This is a genomic window from Streptomyces sp. NPDC048734 (assembly GCF_043198675.1).
GTDB lineage: Bacteria > Actinomycetota > Actinomycetes > Streptomycetales > Streptomycetaceae > Streptomyces.
Map to the genome: position 1 here is coordinate 24,961 of NZ_JBICUZ010000001.1, position 14,210 is coordinate 39,170.

The 14,210-nt window shown below is 70.0% G+C and carries 12 protein-coding genes, 1 other RNA gene and 1 pseudogene; 8 read left to right on the forward strand and 6 right to left on the reverse strand.

Features of this window, described 5'->3' with window-relative positions:
- Window positions 1–63 precede the first annotated feature (63 nt).
- The 3 genes from ACGFQC_RS00085 to ACGFQC_RS00095 all read left to right on the forward strand — a co-directional run bounded on the left by ACGFQC_RS00085 (window position 64) and on the right by ACGFQC_RS00095 (window position 3,868).
- On the forward strand, window positions 64–1,332 hold the full coding sequence (locus ACGFQC_RS00085; RefSeq protein ID WP_363088578.1) for a serine/threonine-protein kinase: 1,269 nt from the start codon (window positions 64–66) through the stop codon (window positions 1,330–1,332).
- A 181-nt stretch (window positions 1,333–1,513) separates the two neighbouring features.
- Entirely contained in the window at window positions 1,514–2,620 is a 1,107-nt protein-coding gene (gene prfB, locus ACGFQC_RS00090) for a peptide chain release factor 2 (protein ID WP_363088577.1), read from the forward strand.
- Between the two features lie 303 nt (window positions 2,621–2,923).
- On the forward strand, window positions 2,924–3,868 hold the full coding sequence (locus tag ACGFQC_RS00095) for a hypothetical protein (protein WP_363088576.1): 945 nt from the start codon (window positions 2,924–2,926) through the stop codon (window positions 3,866–3,868).
- A gap of 82 nt (window positions 3,869–3,950) precedes the next feature.
- Here the strand turns inward: ACGFQC_RS00095 and ACGFQC_RS00100 are convergent, their stop codons facing one another.
- Entirely contained in the window at window positions 3,951–4,142 is a 192-nt protein-coding gene (locus ACGFQC_RS00100) for a hypothetical protein (RefSeq protein WP_363088575.1), read from the reverse strand.
- A 237-nt stretch (window positions 4,143–4,379) separates the two neighbouring features.
- Here ACGFQC_RS00100 and ftsE point away from each other — a divergent pair, with 237 nt between their 5' ends.
- The 5 genes from ftsE (at window position 4,380) to ssrA (ending at window position 8,435) form a co-directional block, all read left to right on the forward strand.
- The gene (gene ftsE, locus ACGFQC_RS00105) at window positions 4,380–5,069 is read left to right on the forward strand and encodes a cell division ATP-binding protein FtsE (RefSeq protein WP_067235911.1); all 690 of its coding nucleotides are present in this window, start codon (window positions 4,380–4,382) and stop codon (window positions 5,067–5,069) included.
- Between the two features lie 36 nt (window positions 5,070–5,105).
- The gene (gene ftsX, locus ACGFQC_RS00110; protein WP_363088574.1) at window positions 5,106–6,023 is read left to right on the forward strand and encodes a permease-like cell division protein FtsX; all 918 of its coding nucleotides are present in this window, start codon (window positions 5,106–5,108) and stop codon (window positions 6,021–6,023) included.
- Window positions 6,024–6,091: 68 nt separating this feature from the next.
- A complete protein-coding gene (locus ACGFQC_RS00115; protein ID WP_363088573.1) occupies window positions 6,092–7,270 on the forward strand; it encodes a S41 family peptidase in 1,179 nt (392 codons plus the stop codon).
- 80 nt (window positions 7,271–7,350) lie between these two features.
- Window positions 7,351–7,881: an SsrA-binding protein SmpB gene (gene smpB / locus ACGFQC_RS00120; RefSeq protein WP_363088572.1), complete on the forward strand. Its 531-nt coding sequence runs from the start codon at window positions 7,351–7,353 to the stop codon at window positions 7,879–7,881.
- Window positions 7,882–8,046: 165 nt separating this feature from the next.
- Window positions 8,047–8,435, forward strand: a transfer-messenger RNA (tmRNA) gene (gene ssrA / locus ACGFQC_RS00125).
- A 116-nt stretch (window positions 8,436–8,551) separates the two neighbouring features.
- On the opposite strand, the pseudogene ACGFQC_RS00130 reads toward ssrA, so the two are convergent.
- The 5 genes and pseudogenes from ACGFQC_RS00130 to ACGFQC_RS00150 form a co-directional block, all read right to left on the reverse strand.
- Window positions 8,552–8,750 (reverse strand): annotated as a pseudogene (locus ACGFQC_RS00130) (LacI family DNA-binding transcriptional regulator); the annotation flags it as partial.
- Between the two features lie 2 nt (window positions 8,751–8,752).
- Window positions 8,753–11,011 carry an alpha-xylosidase gene (gene yicI / locus ACGFQC_RS00135; protein ID WP_363088571.1) on the reverse strand — a complete coding sequence of 753 codons (2,259 nt, stop codon included), beginning with the start codon at window positions 11,009–11,011 and terminating at the stop codon, window positions 8,753–8,755.
- A 12-nt stretch (window positions 11,012–11,023) separates the two neighbouring features.
- Entirely contained in the window at window positions 11,024–11,848 is an 825-nt protein-coding gene (locus ACGFQC_RS00140; protein ID WP_363088570.1) for a carbohydrate ABC transporter permease, read from the reverse strand.
- Window positions 11,845–12,813, reverse strand: a complete 969-nt coding sequence (locus ACGFQC_RS00145; protein WP_363088569.1) for a sugar ABC transporter permease — start codon at window positions 12,811–12,813, stop codon at window positions 11,845–11,847. The genes ACGFQC_RS00140 and ACGFQC_RS00145 overlap by 4 nt, the downstream gene beginning before the upstream one ends.
- Window positions 12,810–14,102, reverse strand: coding sequence for an extracellular solute-binding protein (locus ACGFQC_RS00150; protein WP_363088568.1), 1,293 nt, complete (start codon window positions 14,100–14,102; stop codon window positions 12,810–12,812). The genes ACGFQC_RS00145 and ACGFQC_RS00150 overlap by 4 nt, the downstream gene beginning before the upstream one ends.
- Window positions 14,103–14,210 lie beyond the last annotated feature (108 nt).

Sequence of the window (14,210 nt, forward strand, 5' to 3'; positions counted from 1 at the left end):
GGCCGCCGGCGTCAGCGCCCCCGGACGGCGCAGCGTCGGCACCACGCGTCTGTAGGAGCAGCCTTGGCACGGAAGATCGGCAGCCGGTACACCGCCCACCAGATCCTGGGGCGGGGCAGTGCCGGCACGGTGTGGCTGGGCGAGGGGCCGGACGGTCCCGTCGCCGTCAAGCTGCTGCGCGAGGACCTCGCCTCCGACGAGGAGCTGGTGGGCCGCTTCGTGCAGGAGCGCACCGCCCTGCTCGGTCTGGAACACCCCCACGTCGTCTCCGTACGGGACCTGGTGGTCGACGGCAACGACCTGGCGCTCGTCATGGACCTGGTCCGCGGCACGGATCTGCGGACCCGCCTCGACCGGGACCGCCGGCTCGCGCCCGAGGCCGCGGTGGCGATCGTCGCGGACGTCGCCGAAGGACTCGCCGCCGCGCACGCGGCCGGGATCGTCCACCGGGACGTCAAACCGGAGAACATCCTCCTCGACATGCAGGGCCCGCTCGGCCCCGGAGGATCGCACCGTGCCCTGCTCACCGACTTCGGCGTCGCGAAACTGATCGACACCCCCAAGCGCACCCGCGCCACGAAGATCATCGGCACGCCGGACTACCTCGCCCCCGAGATCGTCGAGGGCCTCCCGCCGCGGGCCTCGGTGGACATCTACGCGCTGGCCACCGTGCTCTACGAGCTGCTCGCGGGCTTCACGCCGTTCGGCGGCGGGCATCCGGGCGCGGTGCTGCGCCGACACGTCACCGAGTCCGTCGCCCCGCTGCCCGGCATCCCCGACGAGCTGTGGCAGCTGATCGTGCAGTGCCTGGCCAAGGCACCGGCCTCCCGGCTGCGGGCCTCCGAGCTGGCCGCCCGGCTGCGCGAGCAGCTGCCGTCGCTGGCGGGGATGCCGCCGCTGGACGTGGACGAGCCGGACGCCGAGGCGGCGGAGGACGGCGCGCCGGGCGCGCCGGGGGCGGGGCGGGGCGAGGCCGCGGAGGCGGTGGTCGCCTCCGACGCTGACCGGCGGGGGCGGCGGGGATCCGTGTCGCTGGTGCCCGGGGCCCAGCCGGACTCCAACCGGGACACGCACACCTCGATGCGGGTGCCGGCGCCGGACGAGCTGGCGGGCGGGGCGCACGGGACGGCACGCGTGCCCCGCGCGGCGGGGACGCCGCGGCCGGGGTCGGCGCGCAACCGCGCGGCCACCCGGCGGCGGCGGATCGTCGTGGGGGTGGCCGCGGCGGTGCTGGTCGCCGCGGCGGGCGTGGGGACGTGGGCCGCCACGTCCGGGGACGGCGACGCGGGCGGGCCCGGGGAGCCGGGGAACTCGGCGCCCGCGTCGCCCTGAGCGGGGAGTTTCGCCCCGTCGCTCCTTCCTCCCCCCACCTGGGGCCGCGCCCCCGGACCCCCTGTCGGCCCGGACCGCCTCGTCCTCGGACGCCGGACGGGCCGGACACGCCGGCCGGTGTTCACCGGGGTCTCCGCGGCCGTCGGCGCTCGCCGCTTGGCGGAGCCGTTACGCTGGAGGGGTGGCAGTCGTCGATGTATCCGAAGAGCTCAAGTCCCTCTCCTCGACCATGGAGTCGATCGAGGCCGTTCTGGACCTCGACAAGCTGAGGGCAGACATCGCCGTGCTCGAGGAGCAGGCGGCCGCGCCGTCCCTGTGGGACAACCCGGACGAGGCGCAGAAGATCACCAGCAAGCTGTCCCACCTCCAGGCCGAGGTCAGGAAGGCCGACGCGCTGCGCGGCCGGATCGACGATCTCTCCGTCATGTTCGAGATGGCCGAGGAGGAGGACGACCCGGACGCCCGTGCCGAGGCCGAGTCCGAGCTGGTCGCCGTCAAGAAGGCGCTGGACGAGTTGGAGGTCCGGACGTTGCTCAGCGGGGAGTACGACTCCCGTGAGGCGCTGGTCAACATCCGTGCCGAGGCCGGTGGCGTCGACGCCGCCGACTTCGCCGAGAAGCTCCAGCGGATGTACCTGCGGTGGGCGGAGCAGAAGGGCTACAAGACCGAGGTCTACGAGACGTCGTACGCCGAGGAGGCCGGCATCAAGTCGACCACCTTCGCCGTGCAGATCCCGTACGCCTACGGCACCCTCTCCGTCGAGCAGGGCACGCACCGGCTGGTGCGCATCTCGCCCTTCGACAACCAGGGGCGCCGCCAGACCTCCTTCGCGGGCGTCGAGGTCCTCCCCGTGGTCGAGAAGACCGACCACATCGAGATCGACGAGTCCGAGCTGCGCGTGGACGTCTACCGCTCCTCCGGCCCCGGCGGCCAGGGCGTGAACACCACCGACTCCGCGGTGCGCCTCACCCACCTGCCCACCGGCATCGTCGTCTCCTGCCAGAACGAGCGGTCGCAGATCCAGAACAAGGCGACCGCGATGAACGTCCTCCAGGCCAAGCTGCTCGAGCGGCGCCGCCAGGAGGAGCAGGAGAAGATGAACGCCCTCAAGGGCGACGGCGGCAACTCCTGGGGCAACCAGATGCGTTCGTACGTCCTGCACCCGTACCAGATGGTCAAGGACCTGCGCACCGACTTCGAGGTCGGCAACCCCGAGGCCGTTTTCAACGGTGAGATCGACGGGTTCCTGGAGGCCGGCATTCGCTGGCGCAAGCAGCAGGAGAAGTAACTTTGTCGACAAGGCAACTGCCCTCGCGATGGGGGTAGTTGCCTTTTCTCTTGCTTGCGTTTCCCGGGATGTCTGGGTTTTACGTCACACTCACACCTTCAACGTCCGGCAAAGCGTGCCGAGTTGGACATTGCGTGCGCAACGGCCTTGACGATGCTGTCGAAAATCGTAAGGGTGAACGGTGGCATGCGTATCTCTGGGGCGCATGTGAACCGGGGGGCCTCGCCAGTTCCGGCTACCCCCGTCGATCACCGCCCCGGCGCGGCCTCATCGACGATTTCGGCTACTGGGGGTAGCAACCTTATGACCAAGAAGACGCGCGTCCGCATCGCGCGCATCGCCGCGGGCGCAGTGATCGCCGCGGGCGCCTCGCTGACGGTGGCGGGTGTGGCTTCGGCCACCGGCAACGAGGACGGCCTCAGCGGCCTGGTCTCGACGGAGGACAACACCGAGGTCACCACGCAGGACGGCGAAGAGCCCTGCCCGATCGGGATCTGCCCCGGTACGACGGGTGAGACCTCCACCACGGGTGAGACGTCCACGACCGGCGAGACCTCGACCACGGGTGAGACCTCGACGACCGGCGAGACGTCCACCACGGGTGAGACGTCCACGACCGGCGAGACCTCGACCACGGGCGAGACCTCGACGACCGGTGAGACCTCGACGACCGGCGAGACGTCCACCACGGGTGAGACGTCCACGACCGGCGAGACCTCGACCACGGGCGAGACGTCCACCACCGGCGAGACCTCGAACTCCGGCGGCAGCTCCAGCAACGGGACCTCCGGCAACGGCGGTTCCAACGGCAACTCCAGCAACGGGACCTCCGGCAACGGCGGTTCCAACGGCAACTCCAGCAACGGGACCTCCGGCAACGGCGGTTCCAACGGCAACTCCGGCGGCAACGGCGGCTCGAGCGGCACCGGCGGCGGCTCCGCCACCGGCGGCTCCACCGACGGCGGTTCCACCACGGGCGGCGGCTCGACGGCCGGCGGTTCCACCACCGGCGGTAACGGCACCACCCCCGACGGCACCGCCGCTCAGGCGGTCGGCAGCTCCGCGCTGACCGACACCTCGGACGTCACCTCCGACAACGTCGCCCAGGGCGGTGGCAAGGAGCTGGCCGAGACCGGTGCCGGGCAGACCACCTTCCTGATCATCGGTGCCGCCACGATGATCGTCGGTGGCGTCGGCTTCCGGGTGCTCCCGCGCCTCGTGGAGGGCCGCGGCGCAGCCGCTGCCTGACGCCGGGTAGCCGTACCCGCACGTGACGTACGCGCGAAGGGCCCGGAGCCGACCGGCTCCGGGCCCTTCGGTGTCGTACGGGCTAAGCGGTCTGGTGGGCGAGCAGCGCGAGCGCGGCCACCAGCACGGCCAGCAGCGCGATCAGCGCCATCGGGTTCAGTCCCGCGAAGAAGTTCTCCTGCTGCAGCCGCTCGCGGTTCGCGCGGCACACCGAGCACCGGCCCTCGCTCACGGGCGCGGCGCAGTTGGCGCACACCAGCCGGTCGTACGTCATGCGCTCGCCCTCCTTGCACCGGTTCCACGTGGACAACGCCCGACGTGACGCGAACGTTCCCCTCCACTCTGCCAGGTTCCGCGGAATTCAGCGCGGGGTCCCGGCAGGAGCTGCCTCACACCGCGGTGGGCGTACAAAAACGCACAAGCCGCACGCAACCGTGACCGCTGCCTGCGCACGCGTCCCCGGTTCGCGTATGGTCACGCTCATCTACCCCCGGCGACGCGTGGTGCATCCGTGATCCGATTCGACAATGTCTCCAAGGTCTACCCCAAGCAGACCCGCCCCGCACTCAGGGATGTGTCCCTGGAAGTGGAGAAGGGCGAGTTCGTGTTCCTCGTGGGGTCCTCCGGCTCCGGAAAGTCGACCTTCCTGCGGCTGGTCCTCCGCGAGGAGCGGTGCAGCCACGGTCAGGTGCACGTCCTGGGCAAGGACCTCGCGCGCCTGTCCAACTGGAAGGTGCCGCAGATGCGCCGCCAGCTGGGCACCGTCTTCCAGGACTTCCGGCTGCTCCCCAACAAGACGGTCGCCGAGAACGTCGCCTTCGCGCAGGAGGTGATCGGCAAGTCCCGCGGTGAGATCCGCAAGTCCGTGCCGCAGGTGCTCGACCTCGTCGGGCTCGGCGGCAAGGAGGACCGGATGCCCGGTGAGCTGTCCGGCGGTGAGCAGCAGCGCGTCGCCATCGCCCGGGCCTTCGTGAACCGTCCCAAGCTGCTGATCGCCGACGAGCCCACCGGCAACCTCGACCCGCAGACCTCCGTCGGCATCATGAAGCTGCTCGACCGGATCAACCGGACGGGCACGACCGTGGTGATGGCGACGCACGACCAGAACATCGTGGACCAGATGCGCAAGCGCGTCATCGAGCTGGAGAAGGGCCGCCTCGTCCGCGACCAGGCCCGCGGCGTCTACGGCTACCAGCACTGACCGCGACCGTCCACGGAAAGGCTTGAACAACCCGCCATGCGCGCCCAGTTCGTACTGTCCGAGATCGGTGTCGGTCTCCGCCGCAATCTGACGATGACCTTCGCCGTCATCGTCTCCGTCGCCCTGTCGCTCGCCCTGTTCGGCGGATCGCTCCTGATGAGCGACCAAGTCGGCGCCATGAAGGGCTACTGGTACGACAAGGTCAACGTCTCGATCTTCCTCTGCAACAAGAGCGACGCCGAGTCGGACCCCAACTGCGCCAAGGGCGCGGTGACCGACGACCAGAAGAAGCAGATCAAGTCCGACCTCGGCAAGATGTCGGTCGTCGACTCGGTGACCTACGAGTCGCAGGACGAGGCCTACAAGCACTACAAGGAGCAGTTCGGGGACTCCCCGCTGGCCAGCTCCCTCACGCCGGACCAGATGCAGGAGTCGTACCGCATCAAGTTGAAGGACCCGGAGAAGTACCAGGTCATCGCGACCGCCTTCAACGGGCGGGAGGGCGTGCAGTCCGTACAGGACCAGAAGGGCATCCTGGACAACCTCTTCGGTCTGCTGAACCTGATGAACAGGGCGGCGCTCGGAGTGATGGCGCTCATGCTGGTCGTCGCCCTGCTGCTGATCGTCAACACCGTGCGCGTCTCGGCGTTCAGCCGGCGGCGGGAGACCGGGATCATGCGCCTGGTCGGCGCCTCGGGCTTCTACATCCAGGCGCCGTTCATCGCGGAGGCCGCCGTCGCGGGCCTCATCGGCGGCAGCCTCGCGTGCGTCTTCCTGGTCGTCGGCCGCTACTTCACCATCGACCACGGCATGGCCCTGTCCTCGAAGCTCAACCTCATCAACTTCGTCGGCTGGGACGCCGTACTGACCAAGCTTCCGCTCATCCTCGCCACCAGCCTGCTGATGCCCGCGCTGGCGGCGTTCTTCGCGCTGCGCAAGTACCTGAAGGTGTGACGCATGCCAAGGGGGGCGTACGGCCAAGGGGCCGTACGCCCCCTTCGCATTCCCCTAGACTCACCGCCATGTCAGGCCGCGACCCGCTCTGTTCGCCCCGCCGCTTCGTCCGTGGGGCCGCCCTGACCTTCGTGTTCGCCGGCGTGCTCGTGGCGGGCGCGGCGACCGGCTCGCTGCCGGGGAACGACGGCCGGGCCGCCGCCGACGCGGTCCGCGCCACCGGCCCCACCGGCCCCGTCACCCCTCCCGAGGCCGTGACCAGGGCCGCCGAGGAGGCGATGGCCGACGGAAAATCGCCCCTGGAGGCCGCCGAGCGTGCCGTCAGCCGCAGCGGGGACCGCTGGGCTGCGGTGTACTCCGAGAGCGAGTACGAGGAGTTCGCGGAGTCCCTCGAGGGCCAGTACACCGGTGTCGGCCTGGAGGCGCGGCGAGAGCGGGACGGCCGGATCGAGGTCACGAAGGTGCAGGCCGGGTCGCCGGCGGCCGCCGCAGGGATCCGGGCGGGCGACCGGCTGCGGGCCGTCGACGGCCGTGTCGTCGACGGCCGTCCGGTCACCGACGTCGTCTCCTTACTGCGCGGTGACACCACGGACGCGCCCGCCGGCACCACCGTCCGACTCGGACTGGAGCGCGGCACGCGCGTGTGGACCGAGACGCTGCGCCGGGCCCGCCTGTCCACCGAATCGGTCACCGTGCGCACCCTCGCCGGGGGCGTCACCGTCATCAGGGTCACCGCGTTCACCAAGGGGTCCGGCGACGCCGTCCGCACCGCCGTCGACGCGGCCCCGGCCGGCTCCGGCATCGTCCTGGACCTGCGCGGCAACTCCGGCGGGCTGGTCACCGAGGCCGTCTCCACCGCCTCGGCCTTCCTCGACGGCGGCCTCGTCGCCACCTACGACGTCGACGGCGAGCAGCGCGCCCTGCACGCCGACTCCGGCGGCGACACCACGCGCCCCCTGGTGGCGCTCGTCGACGGCGGCACCATGAGCGCGGCCGAGCTGCTCACCGGCGCCCTGCGGGACCGCGGCCGGGCGGTCGTCGTCGGCTCGCGCACCTTCGGCAAGGGCTCGGTCCAGATGCCGAGCCGGCTGCCCGACGGCTCGGTCGCCGAACTGACCGTCGGCCACTACCGCACCCCGTCCGGCCGTACCGTCGACGGCACCGGCGTCACTCCGGACCTGGAGGCGGACGACGGGGCGCTGGAGCGGGCGGAGACCGTGCTGGGCGGGCTGGGGGACGCTTCGTGAGCCTCCGCCCGCGCTCTTGGTAATCGGCTTTCCCCCACGGCCCCCTCAGGTGCGAAAATGGCCGCACTATGAACAAGGCAATGTACGTACCCAAGGAGTCCCAGCCGAAGCAGGGCAAGCCGGCCGCGGACAAGACCAAGGGCCAGCGCAAGATCGTCGCCCAGAACAAGAAGGCCCGGCACGACTACGCGATCGTCGACGTCTACGAGGCCGGTCTGGTGCTCACCGGCACCGAGGTGAAGTCGCTGCGCCAGGGCAGGGCCTCGCTGACCGACGGCTTCGTGCAGATCGACGGCAACGAGGCGTGGCTGCACAACGCGCACATCCCGGAGTACAGCCAGGGCAGCTGGACCAACCACTCCGCGCGCCGCAAGCGCAAGCTGCTGCTGCACCGCGAGGAGATCGACAAGCTGGCGTCGAAGTCGGAGGAGACGGGGCACACGATCGTGCCGCTCGTCCTGTACTTCAAGGACGGCCGGGCGAAGGCCGAGATCGCGCTGGCGCGGGGCAAGAAGGAGTACGACAAGCGGCAGACCCTGCGGGAGAAGCAGGACCGCCGGGAGTCGGACCGCGCGATCGCGGCGGCCAAGCGGAGGCAGCGGGCCCAGTAGCGGCCCGGCGGCGACCGGTGACGACCCGCGGCGACCGGTGGCGGACCCGGTGACCGGCCGGCCGGCGGGAATGGGCTGGCATCGCGGCGCGTTGGTCACGTACGATGGCGACAGTCCCTCACAGCGGGACGAGCCGCCCCCTCGGGGGCATTGAAAAATCAACATGGGGATGATCGGTTTCGACAGCGGCTGTTGAAGCAGGGGAAGCGTGTCGAGGAAGCGGCAATGATCTCGTTAACCATATGTCGCAAAAAATAATCGCCAATTCTAAGCGCGATTCCCAGTCCTTCGCCCTCGCTGCCTGATAAGCAGTGAGTGAAGGACCCTTAATGGGTGTCAGCCCGGGAGTGTTCCCGGCCCGGATCCTGGCATAATCTAGGGGACTAAACCATCGAGCCCGGTCACGGGGTTCGGTGGGAAATCAAACAGTGACTGGGCCCGTCGGCGACTTGTTCGCGTGATCGCCGGGGCCGAGAAAATCGCAGCGAACTGCACACGGAGAAGCCCTGATTTAGCACCGTTGGACGCGGGTTCGATTCCCGCCATCTCCACCACCCCATGTGAACAGAGAACCCCGCCTCCTCAGGGAGGCGGGGTTCTCTGCTGTCCTCCTCGCCCGTCGGGGTCAGGACGGAGCGCGCGGTCCCGTGCTCGCCCGCGTCGTCAGGCGGGGCGGCACCAGCGCCAGTACGTCGGAGCGGCTGCCGGCCAGGGCGCGGGAGCCCGCGCCCTGGCCGGCAGCCCGGCTCGGCGACGGCCCGCCCCGACCCGCCGCCGGGTCTCCTCGGAGATCGGACGCCTGCCGCTCAGGGCGTACGAGACGGTGCTCGGGAGACCCCGGCGTGCCGGGCCACATCGGTGATCCTCACCGTCACCCGGCCGCCGGCTCCAGCGTGAGGAACCCGGTTCCGGCCGCCGCCCGCGCCACCCGCTCCCCGGCCGCCAGCGCCCACGGCGTCGAAGGATCACTGGACGAGGCCCGCAGCGTGTCGCCCTCCCGTACGACGGTGAAGGTCACGTCCCCGGCCCGCACCGTCACCCGAGCGCCCCGCTCGAGCCGGTACGCCCGCAGGGTCACCCCGTCCGCGTGGGCGTAGTCCGGCCGGTCGTCCACCGCCCCCACCGGGATCACCGCTCCCGGCCTGACCAGCAGCGGCACGCTCGAGAACCCGTGGCGTTCGCGCACCCAGCGCGGCCCGGTGACCGTCCGGCCGCTCAGGAACTGCGTCCAGGTGCCCTCCGGCACGTAGTACGTCACGTCCCCCTCGTCGCTGAACACCGGCGCCACCAGCAGGTCCGGACCGAGCATGTACTGCCGCTCCAGGTGCGCGCACCCGGGGTCGTCCGGGAACTCCAGCACCATCGCCCGCATCATCGGCAGGCCCTCGGCATGGGCGGTGCGGGCCGCCTCGTACAGGTAGGGCATCAGGGCGAGCTTCAGCCGGGTGAACAGCCGCAGCACGTCGACCGACTCCTCGTCGAACAGCCACGGCACGCGGTACGTCGAGGACCCGTGCAGCCGGCTGTGCGAGGACAGCAGCCCGAAGGCCAGCCACCGCTTGAACAGCGCGGGCGTCGGCGTGCCCTCGAAGCCGCCGATGTCGTGGCTCCAGTACCCGAACCCGGACAGGCCGAGCGACAGTCCGCCGCGCAGCGACTCGGCCATCGACTCGTACGTCGCCTCGCAGTCACCGCCCCAGTGCACGGGGAACTGCTGGCCGCCGGCCGTGGCCGAGCGGGCGAAGAGCACCGCCTCGCCCTCGCCCCGGTGCTTGCGGAGCACCTCGAAGACGGTGCGGTTGTAGAGGTGGGTGTAGTAGTTGTGCATCCGTTCCGGATCGGAGCCGTCCGCCCAGGCCACGTCGACCGGGACGCGCTCGCCGAAGTCGGTCTTGAAGCAGTCGACGCCCTGCGCGAGCAGGGCTTCCAGCTTCGCCGCGTACCAGTCGCGGGCGGCCGGGCTGGTGAAGTCGACCAGGGCCATGCCCGGCTGCCACAGGTCCCACTGCCACACGCCGCCGTCGGGGCGTCTGAGCAGGTGCCCGAGCGCCTTGCCCTCGGCGAACAGCGGGGAGCGCTGGGCGATGTAGGGGTTGATCCACACGCAGATGCGCAGCCCCTTCTCCTTCAGCCGAGCCAGCATCCCCTCCGGGTCGGGGAACACCCGGGGGTCCCACCGGAAGTCGCACCAGTGGAACTCGCGCATCCAGAAGCAGTCGAAGTGGAAGACGGAGAGCGGGAGTTCGCGCTCCCGCATGCCGTCGATGAACGAGGTCACCGTCTCCTCGTCGTAGGAGGTGGTGAACGACGTCGACAGCCACAGCCCGAAGGACCAGGCGGGCGGGAGGGCCGGACGCCCGGTGAGGGCGGTGTACTTGCGCAGGATCTCCTTCGGGGACGGCCCGTGGACGACGTAGTACGTCAGCTGCTGCGACTCGACGCTGAACTGGACCCTGGACACCGTCTCCGAGCCGACCTCGAAGGACACCTTGCCCGGATGGTCGACGAAGACGCCGTAACCGGCGTCGGTGAGGTAGAAGGGCACGTTCTTGTAGGCCTGCTCGGTCGCCGTGCCTCCGTCGGCGTTCCAGATGTCGACGACCTGCCCGTTCTTCACCAGTGGCCCGAACCGCTCGCCGAGCCCGTACACGCTGGTGCCCACGCCGAGGCCCAGCTGCTCACGCAGGTAGTGGGCGCCGGTCCCGTCCCGCATGATGCCCATGCCCTTGGTGCCGCTGGAGGTCAGGACCCGGCCGTCGGCCAGGAAGTCGACGTGCCACGGCCCGGTCCGGGCCACCCTGACCGACAGCGACCCGGAGGTGAGGGTCGCGTGCTCGTCGTCGTACTCGGTGCGGGCGGCGGTCTCCCGCCCGGTGAGCTCGAACTCCGGCCCGAGCGGCTGCCCGCCCTCGAAGTGGGTGAGGGTCACCCCGATGACGTCCGGCATCGGGGTGTGCGCGGTGATCGTCACGACCGGCCCTTTCAGCAGGTCGCCGCGGTGGCGGATGGGCCGGGTCGGCGCGTGGATCTCCAGCGTGCCTCCCCCGGGCGTGTCGACGTCGAGGACCTCCACCGGGTGCGCCGAGGTGACGCCTTCGCGCAGCAACCAGTAGCCGTCGGTGAACTTCACGCGCGCACCCCTTTACTTGACCGCGCCCACGGCGATGCCGCGGGTCAGCGTCCGCTGGAAGACGAGGAAGAAGACGATCGCGGGCAGCACGCCCAGCAGGGCGGCCGCGTTGGTCATCGTGGCGTCCATGAGGCGCTGGCCCTGCAGGACGCCGAGCGCCACCGACACGGTCTGGTTGTCGTTGGAGATCAGCATGACCAGTGGGAGCAGGAACTCGTTCCAGGTCCAGACGAAGAAGAACACCAGGAGGACCCCGAGGGTGGGGCGGCTGACCGGGACCACGATCCGCCACAGCACCTGCCACTTGTCCGCGCCGTCGATGCGCGCGGCCTCGATGATCTCGCGGGGGAACTGCCCGAGCACCGAGGACAGGAGATAGGTGCCGAAGGCCGCCTGGACCACCGTGAACACGATGATCACGCTCAGCCGGGTGTCGTAGAGGCCCACCTGCTTGCTCAAGTAGTAGACCGGGTAGACCAGCGCCTCCTGCGGCAGCATGTTGGCCAGCACGAAGAAGGCGAGCACCCAGGTGCGGCCCCTGATCCGGCCGATGCCGATCGCGTACGCGTTGAGCACCGACAGGGCCGCGGCGAGCACCGCCACCGAGCCGCTGATCAGCACCGAGTTGAACAGCTTCTGTCCGTAGTCGACCCGCTGCCAGAAGTCCTTCAGGCCGTCCAGGTAGAGGCCGTCGGGCAGGCTGAGCGGGCCGTGCGCGGAGTACTCGGCCGGTGACTTGACCGCGTTCACGGCCACGATCGCGAACGGCACCACCATGAACAGGGCGGCCAGGCACAGGGCTGCCAGGACCGGGTAGCGGCGCAGGGCGGCGGTCATCCGCGGATCCCCTCCTCGGCGTCCTCGGCGCGGGTCTGGAGTCTCAGGCCGATCAGGGAGACGGCCAGGATGATCACCGTCAGGACGGTGGAGATCGCGGCGCCGTAGCCGACCTGCGTCTTCTCGAAGAAGGTGGCGAAGGAGAAGTACGACGGCACGTTCGTCGCGCCGCCCGGCCCGCCCTTGGTCAGCACGTACACCGCGCCGAACACCTTGAGCGCGGCGATCGTGCACCAGGTCAGCACGACGTAGGTCTCCGGGCGGATCTGCGGCAGCGTGATGTGCCAAAAGCGCCGCCACCAGCCGGCGCCGTCCAGCTCGGCCGCCTCGTACAGCTGCGGGTCGACGCGCTGCAGGCCCGCCATGAAGACGACCAGCGGGAAGCCGATCTGCACCCACACCATCACGCCCATCACGCTGTACAGCGCGATGTCCGGGTCGCCGAGCCAGTCCTGCTGCCAGGAGCCCAGCCCCACCGCCCTCAGCAGTTCGTTGAGGGAGCCGTTGTCGGGGGCGAGGATCCAGCTCCAGACGATGCCGGCCACCGCGATCGGGAGCACCTGCGGGAGGTAGAAGCAGGCACGCAGCACCGCGGCCCATCGCGGCCCGAAGTGCTTGCCGACGAAGTCGAACAGCGCGGCGGCCAGCACGAGACCGATCAGCGTCGGTACGGCCGCCATGGCGACGACCATGAACAGGCTGTGCCGGAAGGACGCCCAGAACTCCGAGTCGTCCGTCAGCTCCCGGTAGTTGGCGAGCCCCGACCACGTGGGAGCGCCGACGCCCTGCCAGCCGGTGAAGCTCACGCCCGTGTTCATCAGGAACGGCACCCCGATGACCGCCAGGAAGGCCAGGATCCCGGGGAGCAGGAAGAGCGCGTAGGACTCGCGGGTACGGGGGCGGCGCGGGCCGGCCGGCAGGTGCTTGCCGACGGCCCGCGTGCCCCGCTCGACGGTGGCCGTCATCGCTTCGGCGCGCCCTTGTCGTAGGCCCGCTGCAGGGCGCTGAGATAGTCGTCCGGCTCCTGTGCGCCCGTCATCAGTTTCTGCGTCTCGGAGACCAGGACGTCGTAGAAGCCGTTCACCGGCCAGTCAGGGTAGAAGGCCAGGCCGTCCCGCCCGCTCAGCGTGTTGAAGTCGGAGATGAGCTTCTTGGCCTTCGGGTCCGTGATGGCGCTCGCGTCGGCCGCGACCGGGACGCCGCCCTTGTTGCCGAGCAGGTTCTGGATCTTCTTCGACATGGTGATGTCGATGAAGTCGTAGGCGAGCTCCTTGTTCCCGGCGTTCTTCGGGACCACCCAGAGGTTGCCGCCGGAGCCGAGGGTCAGGTCGGAGCCGGGCCACAGGGTGGTGTCCCAGTCGAAGGTGGCCTCCGCCTGGAAGCGGCCGTACCACCAGCTGCCGGAGAACAGGATCGGCGCCTTGCCCCGGATGAAGGAGACGCCCGCGTCCTCGGCCTTGGCGCTGGTCGACTTCTTGCCGATGTAGCCCTTCTCCACCCAGTCCGCGAAGGTCTCCGCCGCGTACGTCCAGGCCGCGTCGTGGAAGTCGGTCTTCCCCTTGTACAGCTCGTAGGAGTCGACCCAGGAGCGGTCGGCCTTGGAGAGGGCGAGCTGGTAGAGGTACTGCTGGGCGACGTACTCGGCGCCGCCGTTGGCCAGCGGGGTGACGCCCTTCTCGGCGAAGGCGTCCATGGCCGCCGTGAGCTGGTCGAACGTCTTCGGCTCGGCGATCTCGTACTTCGCGAAGAGGTCCTTGTTGTAGTAGACCATCGTGTACTCGGCGTAGTTCGGCACGCCGTACCACTTGCCGGAGCCCATGACGCCGTCGGTGTCGTACCTGCTGGTCGTGCTCACGCCGGCGCTGAGCTTCCTGTCCCAGCCGCGCTTCGCCGTCTCGGTCGTCAGATCGGTCAGCAGTCCCTGTCTCGACAGCAGGCCCGCGGTCGCGTTGCCCTTGTTGTACTCCATGAGGTCCGGAGCGTCCGAGGAGTTGAGGACCATGGACGCCGTCTTCTGGATCTGCTCGAAGCCCTTCTCCTCGACCTTCACCGTCACGCCCGGGTGCGTGGCCTCGAACTCCTCGACGGCCTCCTTCCAGGCCTGGCCCATCGCGCTGTCGGGTCCCTCGTAGTGCCAGAGCCGGAGCGTCCTGCCGTCGGACGCACCGCTGTCCGAGTCGCCGCAGGAGGTCAGGAGGAGCGATCCGGAAAGGATCACCGCCGCGGCCGCCACACGCCTTCGTGTCGTCAACATCGAGTGCCTCCAGGGGACTCGGACGGTTCGGGGAGATGCCACGCAGCGCTCCTGGGATCGACGCGACGCGTGGTGTCGAAGCGCTTCGACGTGGAAGGTATGCGGGAG

Bases quoted from the DNA above. Each gene is read 5' to 3' on its own strand.
- ACGFQC_RS00115 (WP_363088573.1), top strand. From the start codon at position 6,092: ATGTCAGGCCGCGACCCGCTCTGTTCGCCCCGCCGCTTCGTCCGTGGG.
- ACGFQC_RS00145 (WP_363088569.1), bottom strand. From the start codon at position 12,813: ATGACGGCCACCGTCGAGCGGGGCACGCGGGCCGTCGGCAAGCACCTG.
- ACGFQC_RS00095 (WP_363088576.1), top strand. From the start codon at position 2,924: ATGACCAAGAAGACGCGCGTCCGCATCGCGCGCATCGCCGCGGGCGCA.
- smpB (WP_363088572.1), top strand. From the start codon at position 7,351: ATGTACGTACCCAAGGAGTCCCAGCCGAAGCAGGGCAAGCCGGCCGCG.
- ACGFQC_RS00140 (WP_363088570.1), bottom strand. From the start codon at position 11,848: ATGACCGCCGCCCTGCGCCGCTACCCGGTCCTGGCAGCCCTGTGCCTG.
- ACGFQC_RS00150 (WP_363088568.1), bottom strand. From the start codon at position 14,102: ATGTTGACGACACGAAGGCGTGTGGCGGCCGCGGCGGTGATCCTTTCC.
- ftsX (WP_363088574.1), top strand. From the start codon at position 5,106: ATGCGCGCCCAGTTCGTACTGTCCGAGATCGGTGTCGGTCTCCGCCGC.
- ACGFQC_RS00100 (WP_363088575.1), bottom strand. From the start codon at position 4,142: ATGACGTACGACCGGCTGGTGTGCGCCAACTGCGCCGCGCCCGTGAGC.